We start from the raw sequence: 19,601 nt of genomic DNA on the forward strand, positions 1-19,601 counted from the left end.
CAACCTACCGAGAGGTCAACGATGACCGTTCTTCCTCAAGGAAGTGAGATTTCCCGCCGCCGCCTGCTGCAGTTCGGCGCGGCCGCAGGGTTTCTGCTGGGTACTGGCAGCCTCGCCGGCTGCGCAGGCCCCACCGGCCTCCCGGGTCCCAGCACCCTGACCCTGGCCCTCAACCGCTCCCTGGTCAGCCTGGACAACAAGCTCAACCAGTTCGACGCCGCCGTCACCGTGCAGCGCGCGGTCCGCCAGGGCCTCACCGCCATCGGCCCCGAAACCAAGCCCATCCTGGTGCTGGCCGAACGCTTCGAAATGACCGGCCCCACCGAATGGACCGTCAAGCTGCGGGAGGGCATCCGCTACTCGGACAACAGCCCCGTCACCGTGGAGGACGTTGCCACCGCCCTAAAGATGTACAAGCAGGTGCAGGGCTCCTTCGTGGCCGGCTTCTTCCCCGAATTCCCCGAGGTTGTCCCCGTGGATGAGCGCACCTTCAAGATGGTGTCCAAGAAGCCCGTCCCCATCCTGGACTCGCTCATGAGCATGATCCTGATTACCCCCGCCGCGCAGAACAAGCCGGAGGAACTGCAGGAAGGCCTGGGAACGGGCCCCTACGTGGTCACCAAGTTCAACCGCGGCGCCGGCACCTACAGCCTGGAACGCAACCAGAACTACTGGGGCCCCGCCCCTCAGGTAGACAACGTGGAAGTCCGGTTCCTCCCCGAGGAATCCAGCCGCGTCATCGCCCTCCGCAGCGGCGAGGTGGACGTGATCGACTCCATCACCCCGGACTCCCGCGAACAGCTGGGCGGCCTGCCCGGCGTCACGCTGCAGGAATCCTCCAGCCTCCGCCTCAACCAGATCTTCTTCAACTTCCGCAAGCCCGCCGGCCACCCCCTGGCCGATCCCCGTGTGCGGCAGGCCCTCAGCATGGCCATCGACGGCCAGTCCCTGGTGAAGGACGTCCTGGTGGACTCCGTCACCCAGGCCGAAGGCGTCACCCCCTCCAGCCTCACCGGCTACTACAAGACCGGCGAATACGTCTACGACCCCGAGCAGGCCAAGGCCCGCCTCGCCGAACTCGGCGTCAAGGACCTCACCCTGAAGATCATCTGGGAAACCGGCGAATTCGCCTCCGACACCTCCGTGATGGAAGCCCTGGTGGAAATGTTCGGCAAGATCGGCGTCAAGGCCGAGCTGCAGCAGTTCGAACCCGGTGGCAACATCCTCGCCTGGCGCCAGGGCAAGCAGGGCGACTGGGACCTCCTGGGCAACGGCTACCCCAGCCCCACCGGCCTGGCCATCACCATGCTCCAGGGCATGTACACCGGCACCCCCGAAAAGGAAGCCAACCGCGATACCTACCAGGGCTACGTGATCCCCGAGGTCACCGCCAAGATCCAGGCCGCCTCCGCCGAAGCGGACCCGGCCCGCCGGACCGAACTGCTCAACGAAGCCCAGCAGGCAGTCTGGGACACCTGGCCCTGCGCCTGGGCCTTCGTCCCCAAGTCCGTCCTCGCCCACCGGCAGCGGGTCTCCGGGATCAACCTGGCCCCCACCAACTCCTACCCCCTCGTTGATGTCCGGCTGGAGGCCTAAGCCATGACGAACTACATCCTCAAACGCCTGGGACAGGGCCTGCTCACCGTGTTCCTCACGGTGTCCACCGTGTTCATCCTCATCCGCATGGCCCCGGGCGACCCCGCCGTCTCCTACGCCGGCCCCCTCGCCACCAGCGACCAGCTCGCCGCCGTCCGCGAACAGTTCGGCCTGGACAAGCCGCTGCTGGAGCAGTACTGGATCTTCATCCAGCAGCTGGTCACCGGCAACCTCGGCCAGTCCTACTCGTTCCAGGCGCCCGCTATGCAGGTGGTCTTCGAACGCATGCCCTACACCCTCACCCTGGCCACGTCCGCGATCCTGCTGACCGCCGTCGTCGCCATCCCGCTGGGCGTGTGGATGTCCCGCCGCCCGGACACCGGCCGCGAGTTTGGCGTCAACGTGCTCACCATCGCCGGCCAGTCCATGCCGGACTTCTGGACCGGCATCATGCTCCTCACCGGTTTCGCCGTGCTGGTCCCCATCTTCCCGGCGTCCGGCTTCGCCACCTGGGGCGGGCTGGTGCTCCCCACCATCACCATCGCCATCCTGCAGATCGCCCTGATCTCCCGCATGGTCCGCCGCGAAATGACCGCCAACTTCGCCGCCCCGTACCTCACGGTGGCCCGCTCCCGCGGCGTCCGCAGCTCCCTGCTCACCTGGCGCTACGCCATGGGCAACTCCGCCATCCCCGTCTTCACCGCCCTGGGCACCCGGTTCGCCGCGATGCTCAACGGCGTGGTGGTGGTGGAAGTCGTCTTCGCCTGGCCCGGCGTCGGCTCCCTGATTGTCCGGGCCCTCGAAACCCGCGACTACCCCCTCATCCAGGCCACGGTCCTCATCACCGCGCTCCTTGCGGTGGGCGTGCAGCTGCTCATCGACCTCGCCTACCCGCTCCTTGATCCCCGCGTTCGTCTTGGAAAGGCGGCCACAGCATGAGCATCGATACGGCAACTCCCACGCCGGGTGCGCCGGGCGCACCGGCCAAGCAGCCCAGCCCCAGCGCCGTCACCAAGGCGGACATCGCCAAGGCAGGCGCCACCCGGCGTCGTAAATCCGCCCAGTGGAAACTGGTGGTGGGCACCATCTGCACCCTGCTGGTGATCATTCCCATCATCCTGGCCAACGTGCTCCCGCTGCCGGACGCCAACTTCCAGGACCTCGCCGCCCGGCGCCTGCCCCCGCTCACGGACGGGCACCTGTTCGGCACCGACCAGCTGGGCCGCGACCTGCTCTCCCGCGTCCTCCACGGCGGCCAGGTCTCGCTGACCATCGGCGTGCTGGCGGTGCTGGTTTCCGGCGCCATCGGCGTGATCCTCGGCTCCGCCGCAGGCTACTTCGGCGGCTGGGTGGACACCATCATCTCCCGCATCCTCGAAGCCCAGATGTCCCTGCCGCTGCTCATGATGCTGCTCCTGGTGGTGGCCCTCTTCGGCCCGTCCATCCCCGTGATCACGTTCGTGATCGCCATCGCCCAATGGCCCGAAGTTGCCCGCCTCACCCGCTCCATGGTGCTGGTGGAACGCGAAAAGCCGTACGTGTCCGCCGCGAGGATCCTGGGCCTGCACCGCATCCAGATCCTCATCCAGCACATCATCCCCAACGTCATCAAGCAGGCAACCCTGGTGGTGCTGCTCCTGCTGGCCCAGGCCGTGCTGCTCGAATCGGCGCTGTCCTTCCTGGGTGCCGGCCCCCAGCGGCCCTTCGCCACCTGGGGCCGCATCATCTCCGACGGCCAGGACTACATCACCACCTCCTGGTGGATGGTCACCCTGCCCGGCCTGGTGATCGTGCTCATGGTGGTGGGCGTCAACCTGCTGGGCGACGGCCTCCGCGACCGTCCCCGCCGCAAGAAGAAGGGTGCCTGACATGACCGCCTCATCCGAGACCCCGGCCGCAAAGGCCACCGCACAGGCGGAGGCCACCGAACAGCCGAAGTTCACCGAACAGCCCCTCCTGGAGGTCCGCGACTTCCAGGTGGAACTGATCACGGACACCGCCATCATCCGCGCCGTGGACGCCGTCAGCTTCAGCATCCACCGCGGCGAAACGGTCACCATCATCGGCGAGTCCGGTTCCGGAAAGTCGACGACGGCGATGGGCATCCTCCGCCTGCTGCCCGAGGACCTGGCGGTGCTGTCCGGCACCGTGGTGATTGACGGCGTCGACATCTCCGCTGATCCCAAGGCCATCAACAAGGTGCGCGGCAAGACCCTGGCGCTGATCCCGCAGGACCCCATGACGGCGCTGAGCCCGGTCCACTCGATCGGCAGCCAGCTGTTCGAAGCCATCAGCATCGCCGGCGCCGCGTCCGCCAAGGACAAGGCCGCCCTGCAGGCCCGGGCCGTGCGGCTCCTGGAACAGGTACACATCCCCACCCCGGAGAAGCAGCTGAAGAAATACCCGCACCAGCTCTCAGGCGGCATGCTGCAGCGTGTGCTGATCGCCATCGCGCTGGCTTCCGAGCCACAGCTGCTGGTGGCGGACGAGCCCACCTCGGCCCTGGACGTCACCGTGCAGGCCGGCATCCTGGACCTGCTCCTGGAACTGCAGGAACAGCGCGGCATCGGCATCCTGATGATCACGCACGATCTCGGCGTAGCCCGGCTCATCTCGGACCGCATCCATGTGATGAAGGACGGCGCCTTCGTCGAATCCGGCGAGGTCCAGCAGATTGTGGACCACCCCGCCACCGAATACACCCAGACCCTGCTGGCCGCCGTCCCCGTGCTGGGGGAGTGGGACGAAACGCCCGCCGCCACCGGCCGCCGCTCAGCTGCCACCACCAGCCCAGCCCTCACCCAGACCGGAGCACGCAATGACTAAGCCGTTCCTCGCCGTCGACAACCTGGTGGTGGACTACCACGTCCCTGGCGGCACGTTCCGGGCCGTGGATGACGTCTCGTTCGCCGTGGACAAAGGCAAGACGATCGCCGTCGTAGGTGAGTCCGGCTGCGGCAAATCCACCATCGCCAAGGCGCTCATGCGGCTGGTGACCCCCACCAGCGGCAGCATTAACCTGGACGGCACGGACATCGCTTCCATGAGCGAAGCGAAGCTGCGGCCCCTGCGCTCCAAGTTCCAGATGGTGTTCCAGGACCCGTACGGATCGCTGGACCCGCACATGACCGCCCAGGAAATCGTGGCCGAGCCGCTGAAGCTGCAGGGCATCCGCTCCAAGGCCGAACGGCACAAGGCCGCCGCCAAGCTCATCGACCAGGTGGGCCTGCCCGTCCGGTCCCTGGACAAGCACCCCGGCGAATTCTCCGGCGGCCAGCGCCAGCGCATCGGCATCGCCCGGGCGCTCGCCTCCAAGCCCGAACTGCTGGTCTGCGACGAAGCCACCAGCGCCCTGGACGTCTCCGTGCAGGCGCAGGTGCTGCGGCTGCTCAAATCCATCCAGGACGAAACCGGCATCACCTACGTGTTCATCTCACACAACCTTGGCGTGGTGCAGGAGATCAGCGATAGCGTCATGGTGATGCAGCGCGGCAAGCTCGTGGAACACGGCAGCACCGCGTCCGTCCTGACCGCCCCCAAGGAGGACTACACCCGCAAGCTCCGCCGCGCGGCACTGGACCCCTCCACCATGACGGGCCTGAAGCCCAGGCACATTGTCCGCTCCCTGGCCCTGTCCAACCAGTAACTCTTCCCGCACGCAACCACGAGGAATCAACGCATGAGCACGCAGCCCGAAGGCGCCCAGGTGGACGGCCTGAAACTCCCCATCTCCCGGCTGGTCCTGGGAACCATGACGTTCGGCGACACCGTTGACGAGGCCACCGCCGGCCGGATGGTGTCCGAGGCGCTCGATGCCGGCATCACCACCATTGACACCGCCAACGCGTACGTGGGCGGGGTGACGGAGGAGATGCTTGCGCGCCTCCTGAAGGGAAAGCGCGACGGCGTCATCCTGGCTTCCAAGGCCGGCATGCCGCACGCGGACCACGGCTCCAATACGCCGTTGTCTCCTGAGGGGCTCCGCGCGAGCGTTGAGGGCAGCCTGCGCCGGCTGAACGTGGACAGCATCGACCTGTTCTACCTGCACCAGCCGGACCGGGCCACGCCTCTCTCTGACACTTTGGCCACTGTTGCTGAGCTGGTGGCCGAGGGGAAGATCGGCGCGCTGGGCGTGTCCAACTTCGCCGCCTGGCAGATCGCCGACGTGATCCACGCGGCCCGTGAAGTGGGGGCGCCGCAGCCCGTCGTCGCGCAGCAGCTCTACAACCTGGTGGCCCGCCGGCTGGAAGAGGAATACCTCGAGTTCGCGTCCACCCACAACGTGCACACCATGGTCTACAACCCGCTGGGCGGCGGCCTGCTCACCGGCAAGCACAGCTTCGACGCCAAGCCCACCGAGGGCCGCTACGGCGACTCCAAGCTCGCCGCCATGTACACGCAGCGGTACTGGGACAAGCAGCTGTTCGACGCGATCGGCGAGCTGTCCCGGATCGCCGCGGACGCTGACGTGACCCTCGCGGAACTGTCGCTCCGCTGGGTGGCCTACCGTGACGGCGTCGGGTCCTTGCTGCTGGGTGGATCCAAGGTGGAGCAGCTGCGCGCCAACATCGCCGCCGTGGCCAACGGCCCGCTGCCGGCCGACGTCGTGGAAGCCTGCGACGCCGTGGGCACCTCGCTGCGCGGCCCGATGCCCGCCTACAACCGCTGACCATTTCTTCCCGAACCGAACATTTGCTGAACCGAACTGACTGAAGGACACTGATGACCTCCGAACTGGCCCTCGAATTCGCCCGCAAGATCCGCGCCCGTGAGCAGGCGGTGGGCTACTGGGCGGTGCTGGACGCGCCCGTGGCCACCGAACGCATCGGCCGGCTTGGCTACGACTACGTGGCCCTGGACGCGCAGCACGGACTGCTGGGCTACTCGGGCGTGCTCAACGGGCTGATGGCCATCGACGCCGGGCACACCGCCGTCGGGATGGTCCGCGTGGAGGCCAACGACTTCACCGCCATCGGCAAGGCACTGGACGCCGGCGCCGTGGGGGTCATCGTTCCGCTCATCAACAACGCCGAAGACGCCGCCGCGGCCGTGGCGGCAGCGAAGTACCCGCCGCTGGGTGGCCGCTCCTACGGCCCCATGCGCTCGGCTCTGCGGATCGGTCCCGTGCCCGCCGAGGCCAACGCCACCACCATGGTCTTCGCCATGATCGAAACGCCCGAGGGCCTGGCCAACGTCAAGGAAATCTGCGCCACCCCCGGCCTGGACGGCATCTATGTGGGCCCGTCCGACCTCGCGATCGCGGTGGGCGGGGCCTTCCCCGGGGATCCCGCCGTCGAGGCAGAATTCAACGCCGCGCTGGAGACCATCGCCGAGGCTGCGGCGTCCGCAGGGATCGCCGCCGGCATCCACACGCCTGCCGGCACCGTTGCGGCGCAGCGGCTGGCGCAGGGCTACACGTTCACCACCATCGCCTCGGACCTGACGCACCTGGAACAGATCGCCAAGTCCCACCTCGACGCCGCTACTTCCGCTGCCGGAACCAAAGAGGACTAATCCGATGACGAACACCACCACCGACGCGTACAGCACCATCACCCCGGACGGCGTTGTCAAAACGGCCGACGGCGCCGACTTCGCCTACCTGCCCGCCCCCACCGTGCAGAGCCACGCGGCCAACCTGCTCACCCTCCCGGACGGCCGGCTGGGCTGCGTCTGGTTCGGCGGCACCCAGGAAGGCGTGCCGGACATCTCCATCTGGTTCTCCGCCCTGGAACCGGGCAGCAGCCAGTGGTCCGCACCGGAACAGCTCTCCGATGATTCGGCCCGCTCCGAGCAGAATCCCATCCTCTTCGTGGCGCCGGACGGCGCCCTCTGGCTGCTGTACACCGCGCAGAAGGCGGGCAACCAGGACACCGCCGAGGTCCGGCGTCGTATTTCCCTGGACAGCGGCCGCACCTGGGGGCCGGTGGAGACGCTCTTCGCTGCAAACGAAACCGGCGGCGTGTTCGTCCGCGAGCTGCCCGTGGTGTTGCCGTCCGGCCGCCTGATCATCCCGATCTTCCGCTGCATCACCACGCCGGGCGAGAAGTGGGTCGGCAACAGCGACGACAGCGCCGTGATGATCTCCGACGACGCCGGCGCCACCTGGACCGAAACCGTGCTGCCCGGCAGCCTGGGCTGCGTCCACATGAACATCCAGCCCGTGGCGGACGGCACCCTGCTGGCACTGTTCCGCAGCCGCTGGGCCGACTCGATCTACGAATCCCGCTCCACCGACGACGGGTCCACCTGGAGCGAGCCGGTCCCCACCGAGCTGCCCAACAACAACTCCTCCATCCAGTTCACGGCGCTCGCCGACGGCCGCCTGGCCCTGGTGTACAACCACGCCCGGTCGGGGGAGGGCACCGAGCGGCGCCTCTCGCTGTACGACGAAATTGACGACGACGGCCTGGCTGACGAACAGGGGCAGGTGGCCGAACCGGACGCCTCCGCCTTTGCCGAGGACGACGGCGTGAAGCGCGCCTTCTGGGGCACGCCGCGCTCGCCGATGACCCTGGCGATCTCCGAGGACTCCGGCCGCTCCTGGCCCATCCGCCGGAACCTGGACGTGGGGGACGGGTACTGCCTGTCCAACAACTCCCGAGACGGGCTCAACCGCGAATACTCCTACCCGTCCATCCACCAGGGCCCGGACGGTGCGCTGAACATCGCTTACACGTACTTCCGGCAGGCCATCAAGTTTGTCCGGGTGGACCCGCAATGGGCGTACGACGGCAGCACCACGCCGGGCGGCCTGGAGGACGGCTCCATCAATGACTGAGCAGCATGCGGTGGTGACCGGGTGCAGTTCGGGCATCGGTCAGGCCATCACCAAGCGGCTGCTGGCCGACGGCTGGTCGGTCACCGGGCTGAGCCGCACCGAGACGTCCCTGGACGGGAAGTTCGAGTGGCTGCAGGCGGACCTGTCTGATCCTGAGTCCCTGGCTGACGCCGTGGCCGGGCTGCAGCCGGCCCACGCCCTGGTGCACGCCGCCGGGTTCCAGCGGACCGCCCATATCGGCTCCCTTGACCCGGCCGCGTTGGCGGGGATGTTCACCGTCCACGTGGCGGCGGCGTCGGTACTTGCCAATGCGCTGGTGCCGGCCATGCCCGACGGCGGCCGGATCGTTTTGCTGGGCAGCCGCACCTCCACGGGGATGCCGGGCAAGAGCCACTACGCTGCCACCAAGGCTGCCCTGATAGGGCTGGGCCGGACGTGGGCGCAGGAGCTGGCGCCGCGGGGGATCACGGTGAACGTCCTCTCCCCGGGACCCACCGACACCCCGATGCTGAACGACCCCGGCCGCGCCGCAACCCCGGTGAAGCTGCCCGCACTCGGCGCCCTGGTGGACCCGGACGACGTCGCCGCCCTGGCCGCATTCCTGCTGGGCCCGCACGGGAAGTCCATCACGGGCCAGAACTACGTGATCTGCGGCGGCGCCTCCCTCTGAACGGACGCGGTGGTTGAGCCTGTCGAAACCCGCCCTGTCTGTTGGTTGAGCTTGTCAAAACCCGCCCAAATCGCTGGAACAGTGCGGGGACGCTGTAGCGGCGGTCCAGCGTCTCCGCACTGTTCCGGCGTCCCGGAAGCCAGGGGCGGGTTACCTGCACGTTTGTGCAACTGCCGCTGGGCGGGCGTCCACGTGTGAGCGCGACGGAAAGTACCTACCCACCAGTAACAACACTCTGCCGGGCCTCTCTCGGGGAGATGACAGCACACCAGCGGGTAAGCCGCACATTCGTGCAGTTTTGCTGCCTCCGGGCCGTGGCGCTGCCAGCATGGAAACCGGCCCGGCGCCTGATGACCCCCAACACCAGGCGCCGGGCTTCCCGAAGACAGACGAACAAAGAGGTTTCCATGTCCTTCCTATCCCGGGCCTTGTCCGTTGCCGCAGCAGCGCTCCTTGCCACATCCCTGATGGCGGTTCCCGCCCAGGCCGTCGAACTCTCCCCGCCGGGCGCCAATGACTGGTCCTGCAAACCGTCGGCGGAGCACGCCTACCCGGTCATCCTGGTGCCGGGCACGTTCGAAAGCATGGCGAAGAACTGGTCCACCATGTCGCCGTACCTCAAGAGCCAGGGGTACTGCGTGTTCGCCCTCAACTACGGCGCCACCAACGGCGTGTACGCCACCGCTCCCGTGGCCGAGTCCGCCAAGCAGCTTGCCCCATTCGTGGATTCCGTCCGCGCCGCCACCGGCGCCAAGCGGGTGGACCTGGTGGGCCACAGCCAGGGCGGCATGATGCCCCGGTACTACATGGGCTTGCTGGGCGGCGCCAAGTATGTCCACCACCTGGTGGGTATCGCGCCGTCCAACCACGGCACCAAGGGCCTGATCGTCCCGCCGCCGGACATGCTGCCCACGCCGGACTACACCCTTGCCGGGTGTGCTGCCTGCGCGGACCAGCAGGCCGGTTCCGCTTTCATCCAGCAGCTCAATTCGATCGGCGACACCGTGGCCGGCCCGTCGTACACCGTCATCTCCACGAAGTACGACGAGGTGGTGATCCCCTATAACAGCCAGTACCTGAACGGGAGCGCGCGCCAGGTCACCAATCTCACCATCCAGGACAAGTGCCCGGCCGACGTCTTCGAGCACGACCAGACGCCCAACGATCCCGTGGTGCATCAGTGGGTGGGCAACGCCCTGGGCCGCGCGTCCGGTCCCGCGGACCCCGCGTTCCAGCCGGTCTGCCTGTAGCCGCGGCGACGCAGGTCAAGGACGTACGACGGCGGGTGGCCGGCTGCGTGGGCCGGTCACCCGCCGTCGTTCTCCCGCACCCATTTAGGGAAGCGGACAGTGCCGTCTAGGCGACGCCCTGGTCAGGAAGCCCGGGACTCCAGGGCCCCATGCTGCCCGGCGGGGCGGCCCTCCGCTACAGCCCAGTGCCGGTGCAGGGACTCCGCCAGCCGCACCGGCTCGATCCGGTGCGGTGGGTCGAAGTGGTGGCGCCGGGGAAAGACCTCAAGGTGGAAGTCCGGGAAGAAGACCCGGGCCAGCCGGGCGGCCACGTCGCCCTGGTCATCGGGATGGCTGAGTCCGCCCACGGCGTAGTAGACGGGTTTGCTGAACGCAGCGAGCCGCGACCGGTCCAGGTCATAGTCCCTGAACGTGTGCAGGAAGGCACGGATCCCGGCGGGCCGCTTGGCCATCCACGGCGGCGGGGGACCGGCCGCCGCGGGCGGCAGGACGACGTCGTCCCTCACCTGGAGCCGCATGAACGCGGCCATGAAATCGTCCGGCGGAAGAGCTTCGAGCTCCGCGAACTTCGCATGGTGTTCCGTGTAGGAGTGGCTCCAGTCCCAGCTTCCCGCCCACGCCGGCTCCAGCACGGCAAGGCTCTGCAGCCGGCCTGGATGCTTAGCGGCGAACGCCAGCGCCACCGCACCGCCGCCCGAATAGCCCACCAGGTGGAAGGTCTGCCAGCCCCGGACATCGGCCTCGCGCAGGACGCCGTCCACTTCCGAGTCCAGCGTCCATCCGGCGGGTGGCTGATCCTCCCGGTACAGCTCAAGTTCCTTGGCAACGGCACTTACGTCCGGTCCCAGCGCTTCGATCAGGCCGGCATAGGCCAGGTCCGCGGGGAGTACTGCGCCGGGCAACAGGATGACCCGAATCGGTTCCATGGAAGAACTGTACGCCCGCACCGGACCCGCGCAATGGGGCCGGAACGGGCGCGAGGTCAGAGGGAGCGCAGGAGCCCGCGGCGGAGGTTCCGGGCGTGGAGGTAGACCATCAGCATCAGGAGCGGGACGTGGATGGCGGGCAGGTTGTGGGCAAACCATTTCGGCAGGTAGATGTCCGTGACGGACCCGTTCCCGGCGCCGTAACGCTCGGCCAGGCCGGTGAGGGGGCAGCGGAATCCGTTGCCCGCGAACACCAGGGATTCGCCGGCGACCACGGCGGCGGCGACCCCCACGCGTTTGTCGGTGCGCCCCGCCAGCCCCGCCACCAGTACGTACACCACGCACGCCTCGATGGAGAACCACGCCAGCGTGTGCACCGCCTTGACTGCCGCCACCGCGGCCGGGCGCTGAACCATCGGCTACAGGGTCTCGGGGATGGGGCGCCCCGGGAAGAGCGTGGCGTACTGCTTCCGGTACATCCGACGCCCCACCAGCTTGTACACCAGCCGGACCGGCGCCGGGATTTCCCGGAACAGCTCAACCCTGTCCGCCGGTGGGTTTGTGGCCAGCACCATGCCGAGGTAGGAGACCATGAACTTCTTGTCGAACTTCTCGATCCCGTGCTGCCCCACCGCTGCGGCTTCCTTCTCGGTCATCACCCGGTCCACCACCGGCATGACCTCCGTGACCTCGCGGCGCAGGTGCACGTCCAGCACCGCTTTCAGGTCCTCATACAGCGCGGCGAGTTCCGAGGCGTCCTGCTGGTCCGCCGTCCCCATCCAGCGCAGCCGCACCGGCTCAATCCGTTCCAGCCGCTGTGTCACCTGACGGTGGTGCTCCAGCATCTGGGCGATGTGCAGGACACAGCCGGGAGCGCGCTGCTCCAGCGGCGGGTACATGAGCAGGTCCTCACCCTCGTGGTGCACGTGGAGGACCATGTCGAAGTTCCCCAGCACTTCCCCCACGTACGCGGCACGCCCAGTATCGCCCGCCGGCACGGAGCGGACCAGGCCGGGCGCCTCCGCATAGGCCCACAGGAAGAAGCGGTGGATGCGCCGCATGGCCGCGGTCCCTGTACACAGGACCGGCCCGGGCGGCAGGGGAGCGGCGGTCTCACCGGGCTGCATGGTGAAGAAGTCGGTCACGGGAGGGCCCCTACTCGTCGCGAGACCAGGCCTCTCCCCGCGAGAATCGTATCCCCGCACCGGGCCCTGAACAATGGCTTGCGGAATGATGCGAGGCGGCGTGCGCGGCAGCAAAGCAGGACGTACGACGGCGGGACGCGCCGCCGTCGTCGTTCCCGCCTAAGTGAGGGGCCGCTTCCCCTACCCAGCCTGCCTGCGCGGGCGCAAGATAGCCCCTATGACAAAGAAGCTGACAGGTGTGTTCCTGGTCCTCCTGGGGCTGTTTGCCACGGGAACGGCGGCGGTGGCGGCACCTCCGCCATCAGGAAGTACTGACCCGGTGGGCAATGACGTGTCCTGGCCACAATGCGGCAAAACCCTCCCGGTATCCCCGGCTTTTGCGATTGTAGGGGTGACCGGCGGGCTGGCCAACAACACGAATCCCTGCCTGGCCGAGCAACTCGCGTGGGCGGGCAAATCCTCAACCGGGGGCACCAGCCAGCCCAGGGTTGCCGTGTACGTGAACACCGCCAACCCGGGGCACTCGGGCTCCTGGTGGCCGTCGTCCAATACCTACGCCAACGTCACGGTCTCCAACCCCTACGGAACCTGCGGTTCCGGCGGCGGGGGAGCAGGGCCGGTGGACCTCCCGTGCTCCTACATATACGGCTACGCCAAGGCCTATGACGATGCCACCATCCGGGGAGTCACCAACCCCGGCACCTATTTCTGGTGGCTGGATGTGGAGACGGGCAACAGCTGGCAGGCAGGCACCCAGGATGCGACCGCCCTGAACCGCGCCACGCTCGAAGGCATGGCCACCTACTTCAAGGGCATCACCGCCGGCAAGAAGGGCCCCGACGGCAAACCGGCCGGCGTCGGCATCTACTCCACCGGCAGCCAGTGGGGAACCATCGCCGGGACGGTGCCGCCGGGCAGCCCGCTGGCTGGCCTGCCCAGCTGGCTCGCAGGTGCCAAGACCCTGCGGGGCGCGAAATCGAACTGCTCGCTGCCCGGCCTGACCTCCGGAAGTTCCGTCGCGGTGACCCAGTACGTAGCGGCCGGACTCGACTATGACTATGCCTGCAGGTAGGCCGCGCTGATGCCCCGCGGCCTACCCGCAGAAGGTCAGCCCCGCGCCTGAAGCCCCGGCACGCCGTCGCGGATCTCGAAGGAGGCCTTCGTCGAAACCGGTGCGCCCGGCGTGGTGACGTGGTCCAGCACCCGGAAGTCCGCGGTCATCGATTCCTTGGTGATGCGGGTGTTCACGTAGCCGCGGTTGTCGTTGTAGAACTTCAGGTGCGGGTTCCAGGCCATGGTGGGATCGGTGGTGGAGCCGGTGCCGTTGCCCGTGGAGGTGATGGACGTGCACACCAGCTCGGAGCCCACCACCGGGGAGGCCGGATCTTTGTAGTCCACCTTGAGGTCGTTGGCCCAGTTGCGGTGCACATCGCCGGTGAGGACCACGGCGTTGCGGACGTTCGCGTCCACCCAGCCCTGGGTGATGCGGCGCCGGGAGGACACATAGCCGTCCCAGCCATCCATCGAGACATCGTCCACGTCCAGGGCCTGGGCCCTGTCGCGCTCGGCGAAGAAGACCTGCTGGCCCAGGACGTCCCACCGCTGGGTGGAGTTCGTGAAGCCGTCCAGCAGCCACTCCTCCTGCTCCGCGCCGGTGATGGTGCGGTCCTCCGCCAGTCGCCCGGCCACGTTCTTCTTCCACCCGTCGCCGGCCAGCTGGTCATCGCGGTACTGGCGGGTGTCCATCATGTGGAAGTTGGCCAGCTGTCCCCACTGGATCCTGCGGTAGATCTTCATGTCAGGCCCGGCCGGCAGGGAGGAGGGGCGCAGCGGCATGTTCTCGTAGTACGCCTGGAACGCGGCCGCGCGGCGCTGCCGGAAGTGCTCGGTGGTGTCGTTGAGCTGGCCGGCGTCGCTGTTCTCCGGCACCTCGTCGGCCCAGTTGTTATCCACTTCGTGGTCATCCCAGACCACTGCCCACGGTGCGATGGCGTGCGCGGCCTGCAGGTCGGCGTCGGCCTTGTACTGCGCGTGGCGCTGCCGGTACGTCTCCAGCGCGACGGTCTCGGGGCCTTCATGATCGCGCGGGTTGCCGCCGCCGATCACGTAGCTGCCCTTCTTGTACTCGTAGAGGTAATCGCCCAGGTGCAGCACCAGGTCCGGGTGGTCCTCGGCGAGCCGCTTATAAGCGGTGAAGTAGCCGTGCTCGTACTGCGCGCAGCTGGCGAACGCCATGGCCAGCGCGGCGGGCGTCTCGTGCAGCGCGGGGCTGGTGAGCGTGCGGCCCACCGGACTCAGGTGCCTGCCGGTACGGAACCGGTAGAAGTATTCGCGGCCAGCTTTCAGGCCGCGCAGCTCCACGTGCACCGAGTGCGCGGTTTCAATCCGGGCGTGCTCGACGCCGCGCGCTACTACCCGGCGCATGCCTTCGTCCTCCGCCACTTCCCACTGCACCGCAACGTTGCGGGCGGGCATGCCGCCCAGGCCGTCCTCGGCCACGGGGTTCAGCGCCAGGCGGGTCCAGAGGACGAAGCCGTCCGGCCACGGCTCGCCCGATGCGATGCCGAGCAGGAACGGGTTGGTGCGGAGGCCGGCGTCGTCAGCGGTGGAAACCGCGACGGCGGCACCCGGCAGGGCGGCGACGATGCCTGCGCCCAGGCCGGCGGAGATCAGGGTTCTGCGGGAGATATTGTCCATGCCTTCGAAACTAGGGAGGCCGGTTGGACAGGTTCCGTGGGGGATGTGAATGGCGGGTTAACTGCGTGACAAGATCCGTCGACCTGAGTACTGAACTGGCTAGCCGGTGGCCGCAAGGAAGGCCAGATACCCTGGATCGCCACGTCCCACGATCCTGCCCAGCGCCTCGACAGCCAGCGGATCAGATGCCCCCATGTCCGTGGAAAGCCAACGCACCAGCAAGGAGGCATCCCCGCTGGCCCGCACGGCCGATCCCACGGCGAGGTCCAGCTGGTCCCGCAGCAGCTGCACGGCCAGGGTGCCGGACCGGCTGAGCAGGGGAGCGGTGTACGCCTCCAGCGCTTCGGCCACCCGGCCACCACGCAGCAGCCGCAGCACCCGCCCCGAGTCGGAGCGCCCGGCCAGGCCTGACGCCAGCCGGTAGGGGTTGGACTCCACGGCGCCGCCCAGCAGCGACCGGACCCGGAACATTTCTGTCCGGACAGCCTGCGGGGTGCCGGCGTCCCCGTGCAGTTCGTAGGCCAGTTCGTCCGCGGACCAGCCCTGCGACCGGGAGTCCAGCAGCGCCAGGATTTCGGCCCGGCGGAGGGTGAGGGAGGTTCGGCTCCCATCGTCGAACACCGCCGCAGCTTTGTCACCGAGCAGTTCAAGGGATGCCACGACGGCGGCCGGCCGGGCATCAGGAGGCGCTGACCGCCGGGCCGCGCGGACGAGAGCCGACGCACCCGGCGAGGCCCCGCCGTCGGGGGTTCCCAAAAGCGATTCCGCCACCCGGACTGCGCACCGCACCATCCGCAGCGTGTCCGCACTGATCGTGTCCAGGGGGCCGGAGACATCCAGGACGCCCAGCAGCTCACCGGTGGCAGGGTCCGTGATAGGAGCGGCCGTGCAGGCCCACTCGTGGTGGGTGCGCACCAGGTGCTCGGCGGAAAACAGCTGCACGGCGCCGCCGGTCACCAGTGCCTCGCTGATGGCATTTGTGCCGATACCGGCCTCCGACCAGTCCGCTCCCTCCAGGAACTCCAGGTGGTCGGCGCGCCGCAGGACCGCAGGGCTGCCCACCCGCCACAGGATCTCACCGCCGGCGTCGGTGAGGACCAGGAGGTGGCGCCCGTCCCGGGAGTCGTCCGCCAGGAGCTCGTGCAGCGCCGGCATCACCCGCTGCAGCCGGTGCGCGCGCCGCAGTTCCAGCACCTCGGACACATCGTGCAGGTGCCGCGGGCTGTGCTGGTCCGGGCTGATGCCCAGCGCCATGGACCGGTGCCAGGAGTCCACCAGGCTGGCAGGGATTTCGGGGCGCGGCACACCGGAGATGACCAGCTCATGCGCGCGCCGCAGCGTCCGCGCATACCGTGCCGGGTCCGAAAACCTCTGACCGTAGTCCACCGTGTCCTCCTCGCCGCCGGCGTCCTTGCCAGTCCGGTAGGCGTGTAACGCACCTGTTACCCCCGCCGCGTTCCACTAGTGATGCAGCTCACGCCCGCCTCAGCATATCGCAGGCACCCCGGCGGGGACGGGGCGGCCAGAGTGCACCAACACAAAGGAGTGGAGATGACCGAAACACCCACCGCTGCCGCCAAGGCCTGGCTCGCCGGCCTGGATGAGGCGCTGCAGCGGCGCGACGTGGACGCAGCGCTTGGGCTCTTCGAGGACGACAGCTACTGGCGGGACTTCGTGGCCTTCACCTGGAACCTCAAAACCCTGGAAGGAAAAGCGGACATCCGGCGCATGCTGGAATCCACGCTGGACCGCGTGCAGCCCACCAACTGGGCGCTCGCCGAGGACGCCACCGGAGACGCGGACACCGCGGAAGCCTGGATCACGTTCGAAACCGGTGACGCCCGTGGCTACGGCCACCTCCGGCTCCGGAACGGCAAATGCTGGACGCTGCTGACCACCATGCAGGAGCTCAAGGGCTTCGAGGAAAAGAAGGGTCCGCGCCGTGAGCAGGGCGTGGCCCACGAGATTGTCCGCGGCCGCCGGTCCTGGAAGGAACTCAAGGAAGAGCGGGAAGCCAGGCTCGGCTACGAGGAGCAGCCTTACTGCGTGATCATCGGCGGCGGCCAGGGCGGGATCGGCCTCGCTGCCCGGCTGAAGCGACTGGGCGTGCCCACCATCATCATCGAAAAGAACCAAAACCCCGGCGACTCCTGGCGCAACCGCTACAAGTCGCTGCACCTGCACGACCCCGTCTGGTACGACCATCTGCCGTACCTGAAGTTCCCGGACGACTGGCCCGTCTTCGCCGCCAAGGACAAGATCGGCGACTGGCTGGAGCACTACACCCGCATCATGGAGCTGAACTACTGGTCCGGCACCGAGTGCGTAGGCGCAGCGTACGACGACGGCACGCAGGAATGGGAGGTCAGCGTCCTTCGCAATGGCGAACCTGTGACGCTCCGACCGAAGCAGCTGATCTTCGCCTTGGGCGTGTCCGGTTACCCGAACATCCCCACGTTCGACGGCGCCGAGAGCTTCCTGGGCGAGCAGCGCCACTCCTCCCAGCACTCCGGCGGCGGGGACTGGACCGGCAAGAAAGCCGTGGTGATCGGCTCCAACAACTCGGCCCACGATATCTGCGCCGACCTCTGGGAGCATGGCGCCGACGTCACCATGGTGCAGCGCTCCTCTACGCACATCGCCCGCAGCGAGTCCCTGATGGACCTGGCCCTGGGAGACCTGTACTCGGAGCGGGCGCTCGCGGCAGGGGTGACAACCGAGAAGGCCGACCTGCTCTTTGCCTCGCTGCCCATGCGGATCCTGCCGGAGGCGCAGGTGCCGGTTTACCAGGAAATGGCATCCCGGGATGCGGAGTTCTACTCGCAGTTGGAGGCCGCCGGGTTCGACCTGGACTTCGGTGTGGACGGGTCCGGCCTGTTCGTGAAGTACCTGCGGCGCGGCTCCGGCTACTACATTGACGTCGGCGCCTCCCAGCTGATCATCGATGGCAGGGTGAAGCTGAAGACCGGGCAGGTCACCAAGATCACCGGCAACGCGGTGGTGATGGACGACGGCACCGAGCTGGAGGCGGACCTGATTGTCTACGCCACCGGCTACGGCTCCATGAACGGCTGGCTCGCGGACCTGGTCTCGCCCGAGATCGCGGACCAGGTAGGGAAATGCTGGGGATACGGCTCAGACACGCCAAAAGACCCTGGTCCGTGGGAGGGGGAGCTGCGCAATATGTGGAAGCCCACCAACGTGCCGCAGCTCTGGATCCACGGCGGCAACCTGCACCAGAGCCGGCACTACTCCGCCTACCTGGCGCTGCAGCTGAAGGCCCGCATGGAAGGACTGGACACGCCCGTCTACGAACTGCAGCCCAGCCACCACACCCGCTGAGCCGTCGGTTGAACCCGTCGAAATCCATGAAAGGACCATCATGAAGGCAGCACGTTTCCACGCCCGCAAGGACATCCGCATCGAGGACGTCCCGGAGCCGGAGCTTAGGGCAGGGGCGGTGAAGATCGACGTCGCGTGGTGCGGCATCTGCGGCACCGACCTGCACGAGTACCTGGAAGGGCCCATCTTCTGCCCGGCACCGGGCCACCCGCACCCGCTGTCCCACGAGGAATCCCCGGTGACCCTGGGGCACGAATTCTCCGGGACTGTCTCCGACGTCGGCGAAGGCGTGGAGGGGCTGGCAGTGGGTGACAACGTCGTCGTCGAACCCTACTTCGTGGACGGTGACTGCGACATGTGCCAGGCGGGCAGCTACCACCTGTGCCGCCAGATGGGCTTCATCGGGCTGTCCGGCGGCGGTGGCGGGCTGAGCGAGAAAATCGTGGTGGACCAGCGGTGGGTGCACCCTGTCGGTGACATTCCGCTGGACGAGGCGGCGTTGATCGAGCCGCTGTCCGTGGCCCACCATGCGGTGGCGCGCAGCGGAGTGAAGGAAGGCGATGTTGCGCTGGTGGGCGGGTCCGGTCCCATCGGCCTGCTGACGGCGGCCGTCCTCAAAGGCATGGGCGTGACCACGATCATCAGCGAACTCACCCAGGCCCGCAAGGAGAAGGCCACTTCCAGCGGGGTGGCTGACCATGTGCTGGACCCCAGCAAGGAGGACGTGCCAGCCCGGGTGTGGGAGCTCACCGGGGGGACCGGGGCTGACGTCGCGTTCGAATGCGCGGGCGTGAACGCGGTGCTGGACACCATGCTCGACGCCGTCCGGCCCGGCGCGGTGGTGGTCAATGTGTCCATCTGGGGCGCGCCCGCCACCATCGATATGCAGAAGCTGGTGCTCAAGGAGATCGACCTCCGCGGCACCATCGCCTACGTCCGGGACCACCCGGCCGTCATCAAAATGGTGCAGGAAGGCAAGGTGGACCTCAAGCCGTTCATCACCGGACGGATCGCGCTGGAGGACCTGGTGGAACAGGGCTTCGACACTCTCATCAACCACAAGGACACGGCGGTAAAGGTGCTGGTGCACCCTTAGTGGAGTACGCCGCCGGACTTTAGTCCCTGTTGTGGAGTAACCCTCCGGCGTAGCTTGAATGTGGGTCCCGCACCCGCGGGCCCACATTCAAGGGGGCA

The 19,601-nt window shown here is 67.9% G+C and carries 18 protein-coding genes; 13 read left to right on the forward strand and 5 right to left on the reverse strand.

Translation table 11 applies throughout. The features are described 5' to 3' along the window. Nucleotides 1-21 precede the first annotated feature (21 nt). The 10 genes from BLT71_RS06985 (at nucleotide 22) to BLT71_RS07030 (ending at nucleotide 10,297) form a co-directional block, all read left to right on the forward strand. Nucleotides 22-1,596 carry an ABC transporter substrate-binding protein gene (locus BLT71_RS06985; RefSeq protein WP_091718763.1) on the forward strand — a complete coding sequence of 525 codons (1,575 nt, stop codon included), beginning with the start codon at nucleotides 22-24 and terminating at the stop codon, nucleotides 1,594-1,596. A 3-nt stretch (nucleotides 1,597-1,599) separates the two neighbouring features. Further along, on the forward strand, nucleotides 1,600-2,535 hold the full coding sequence (locus BLT71_RS06990; RefSeq protein ID WP_056082251.1) for an ABC transporter permease: 936 nt from the start codon (nucleotides 1,600-1,602) through the stop codon (nucleotides 2,533-2,535). Beyond that, complete coding sequence (locus BLT71_RS06995; protein WP_091718765.1) at nucleotides 2,532-3,464, forward strand: ABC transporter permease; 933 nt, start codon at nucleotides 2,532-2,534, stop codon at nucleotides 3,462-3,464. Before BLT71_RS06990 ends, BLT71_RS06995 begins: the two co-directional genes overlap by 4 nt. A 1-nt stretch (nucleotide 3,465) precedes the next feature. Beyond that, nucleotides 3,466-4,422 (forward strand): ABC transporter ATP-binding protein, encoded by a 957-nt coding sequence (locus BLT71_RS07000; protein ID WP_091718768.1) that lies wholly within the window; start codon nucleotides 3,466-3,468, stop codon nucleotides 4,420-4,422. Continuing rightward, complete coding sequence (locus tag BLT71_RS07005; RefSeq protein ID WP_091718770.1) at nucleotides 4,415-5,242, forward strand: ATP-binding cassette domain-containing protein; 828 nt, start codon at nucleotides 4,415-4,417, stop codon at nucleotides 5,240-5,242. Before BLT71_RS07000 ends, BLT71_RS07005 begins: the two co-directional genes overlap by 8 nt. A 33-nt stretch (nucleotides 5,243-5,275) precedes the next feature. After that, on the forward strand, nucleotides 5,276-6,265 hold the full coding sequence (locus tag BLT71_RS07010) for an aldo/keto reductase (protein ID WP_091718772.1): 990 nt from the start codon (nucleotides 5,276-5,278) through the stop codon (nucleotides 6,263-6,265). A gap of 53 nt (nucleotides 6,266-6,318) precedes the next feature. Further along, on the forward strand, nucleotides 6,319-7,110 hold the full coding sequence (locus tag BLT71_RS07015; RefSeq protein ID WP_091718773.1) for an HpcH/HpaI aldolase family protein: 792 nt from the start codon (nucleotides 6,319-6,321) through the stop codon (nucleotides 7,108-7,110). A 4-nt stretch (nucleotides 7,111-7,114) separates the two neighbouring features. Then, a complete protein-coding gene (locus BLT71_RS07020; RefSeq protein ID WP_091718776.1) occupies nucleotides 7,115-8,377 on the forward strand; it encodes a sialidase family protein in 1,263 nt (420 codons plus the stop codon). Further along, nucleotides 8,370-9,047, forward strand: a complete 678-nt coding sequence (locus BLT71_RS07025) for an SDR family NAD(P)-dependent oxidoreductase (RefSeq protein WP_091718778.1) — start codon at nucleotides 8,370-8,372, stop codon at nucleotides 9,045-9,047. Before BLT71_RS07020 ends, BLT71_RS07025 begins: the two co-directional genes overlap by 8 nt. A gap of 407 nt (nucleotides 9,048-9,454) precedes the next feature. Further along, nucleotides 9,455-10,297: an esterase/lipase family protein gene (locus tag BLT71_RS07030; protein ID WP_091718780.1), complete on the forward strand. Its 843-nt coding sequence runs from the start codon at nucleotides 9,455-9,457 to the stop codon at nucleotides 10,295-10,297. A gap of 122 nt (nucleotides 10,298-10,419) precedes the next feature. On the opposite strand, the gene BLT71_RS07035 is transcribed toward BLT71_RS07030, so the two are convergent. From BLT71_RS07035 to BLT71_RS07045, 3 genes are read right to left on the reverse strand one after another with little or no spacing between them, the layout of a single operon-like run. After that, on the reverse strand, nucleotides 10,420-11,223 hold the full coding sequence (locus BLT71_RS07035) for an alpha/beta fold hydrolase (RefSeq protein WP_091718782.1): 804 nt from the start codon (nucleotides 11,221-11,223) through the stop codon (nucleotides 10,420-10,422). Nucleotides 11,224-11,279: 56 nt separating this feature from the next. Beyond that, the gene (locus tag BLT71_RS07040) at nucleotides 11,280-11,639 is read right to left on the reverse strand and encodes a hypothetical protein (protein WP_091718784.1); all 360 of its coding nucleotides are present in this window, start codon (nucleotides 11,637-11,639) and stop codon (nucleotides 11,280-11,282) included. A 3-nt stretch (nucleotides 11,640-11,642) separates the two neighbouring features. Beyond that, nucleotides 11,643-12,368: a hemerythrin domain-containing protein gene (locus BLT71_RS07045; RefSeq protein ID WP_091718786.1), complete on the reverse strand. Its 726-nt coding sequence runs from the start codon at nucleotides 12,366-12,368 to the stop codon at nucleotides 11,643-11,645. 217 nt (nucleotides 12,369-12,585) lie between these two features. Here BLT71_RS07045 and BLT71_RS07050 point away from each other — a divergent pair, with 217 nt between their 5' ends. Continuing rightward, nucleotides 12,586-13,440 (forward strand): glycoside hydrolase family 25 domain-containing protein, encoded by an 855-nt coding sequence (locus BLT71_RS07050; protein WP_091718788.1) that lies wholly within the window; start codon nucleotides 12,586-12,588, stop codon nucleotides 13,438-13,440. A 35-nt stretch (nucleotides 13,441-13,475) separates the two neighbouring features. Here the strand turns inward: BLT71_RS07050 and BLT71_RS07055 are convergent, their stop codons facing one another. Together BLT71_RS07055 and BLT71_RS07060 are read right to left on the reverse strand one after the other, a co-directional pair. Next, complete coding sequence (locus tag BLT71_RS07055) at nucleotides 13,476-15,065, reverse strand: alkaline phosphatase D family protein (RefSeq protein ID WP_091718790.1); 1,590 nt, start codon at nucleotides 15,063-15,065, stop codon at nucleotides 13,476-13,478. A gap of 99 nt (nucleotides 15,066-15,164) precedes the next feature. After that, nucleotides 15,165-16,451, reverse strand: coding sequence for a GAF domain-containing protein (locus tag BLT71_RS07060; RefSeq protein ID WP_091718792.1), 1,287 nt, complete (start codon nucleotides 16,449-16,451; stop codon nucleotides 15,165-15,167). Nucleotides 16,452-16,616: 165 nt separating this feature from the next. Here BLT71_RS07060 and BLT71_RS07065 point away from each other — a divergent pair, with 165 nt between their 5' ends. Beyond that, entirely contained in the window at nucleotides 16,617-18,407 is a 1,791-nt protein-coding gene (locus BLT71_RS07065; protein ID WP_091718793.1) for an NAD(P)/FAD-dependent oxidoreductase, read from the forward strand. A gap of 40 nt (nucleotides 18,408-18,447) precedes the next feature. After that, nucleotides 18,448-19,503 carry a 2,3-butanediol dehydrogenase gene (locus BLT71_RS07070; RefSeq protein ID WP_056082209.1) on the forward strand — a complete coding sequence of 352 codons (1,056 nt, stop codon included), beginning with the start codon at nucleotides 18,448-18,450 and terminating at the stop codon, nucleotides 19,501-19,503. Nucleotides 19,504-19,601 lie beyond the last annotated feature (98 nt).

It is taken from the genome of Pseudarthrobacter equi (assembly GCF_900105535.1).
In the GTDB taxonomy this organism is placed as follows: domain Bacteria; phylum Actinomycetota; class Actinomycetes; order Actinomycetales; family Micrococcaceae; genus Arthrobacter; species Arthrobacter equi.

Coding starts and splice junctions, on each gene's coding strand:
- BLT71_RS06985 (WP_091718763.1), top strand. CDS start 22: ATGACCGTTCTTCCTCAAGGAAGTGAGATTTCCCGCCGCCGCCTGCTG.
- BLT71_RS06990 (WP_056082251.1), top strand. CDS start 1,600: ATGACGAACTACATCCTCAAACGCCTGGGACAGGGCCTGCTCACCGTG.
- BLT71_RS06995 (WP_091718765.1), top strand. CDS start 2,532: ATGAGCATCGATACGGCAACTCCCACGCCGGGTGCGCCGGGCGCACCG.
- BLT71_RS07000 (WP_091718768.1), top strand. CDS start 3,466: ATGACCGCCTCATCCGAGACCCCGGCCGCAAAGGCCACCGCACAGGCG.
- BLT71_RS07005 (WP_091718770.1), top strand. CDS start 4,415: ATGACTAAGCCGTTCCTCGCCGTCGACAACCTGGTGGTGGACTACCAC.
- BLT71_RS07010 (WP_091718772.1), top strand. CDS start 5,276: ATGAGCACGCAGCCCGAAGGCGCCCAGGTGGACGGCCTGAAACTCCCC.
- BLT71_RS07015 (WP_091718773.1), top strand. CDS start 6,319: ATGACCTCCGAACTGGCCCTCGAATTCGCCCGCAAGATCCGCGCCCGT.
- BLT71_RS07020 (WP_091718776.1), top strand. CDS start 7,115: ATGACGAACACCACCACCGACGCGTACAGCACCATCACCCCGGACGGC.
- BLT71_RS07025 (WP_091718778.1), top strand. CDS start 8,370: ATGACTGAGCAGCATGCGGTGGTGACCGGGTGCAGTTCGGGCATCGGT.
- BLT71_RS07030 (WP_091718780.1), top strand. CDS start 9,455: ATGTCCTTCCTATCCCGGGCCTTGTCCGTTGCCGCAGCAGCGCTCCTT.
- BLT71_RS07035 (WP_091718782.1), bottom strand. CDS start 11,223: ATGGAACCGATTCGGGTCATCCTGTTGCCCGGCGCAGTACTCCCCGCG.
- BLT71_RS07040 (WP_091718784.1), bottom strand. CDS start 11,639: ATGGTTCAGCGCCCGGCCGCGGTGGCGGCAGTCAAGGCGGTGCACACG.
- BLT71_RS07050 (WP_091718788.1), top strand. CDS start 12,586: ATGACAAAGAAGCTGACAGGTGTGTTCCTGGTCCTCCTGGGGCTGTTT.
- BLT71_RS07055 (WP_091718790.1), bottom strand. CDS start 15,065: ATGGACAATATCTCCCGCAGAACCCTGATCTCCGCCGGCCTGGGCGCA.
- BLT71_RS07065 (WP_091718793.1), top strand. CDS start 16,617: ATGACCGAAACACCCACCGCTGCCGCCAAGGCCTGGCTCGCCGGCCTG.
- BLT71_RS07070 (WP_056082209.1), top strand. CDS start 18,448: ATGAAGGCAGCACGTTTCCACGCCCGCAAGGACATCCGCATCGAGGAC.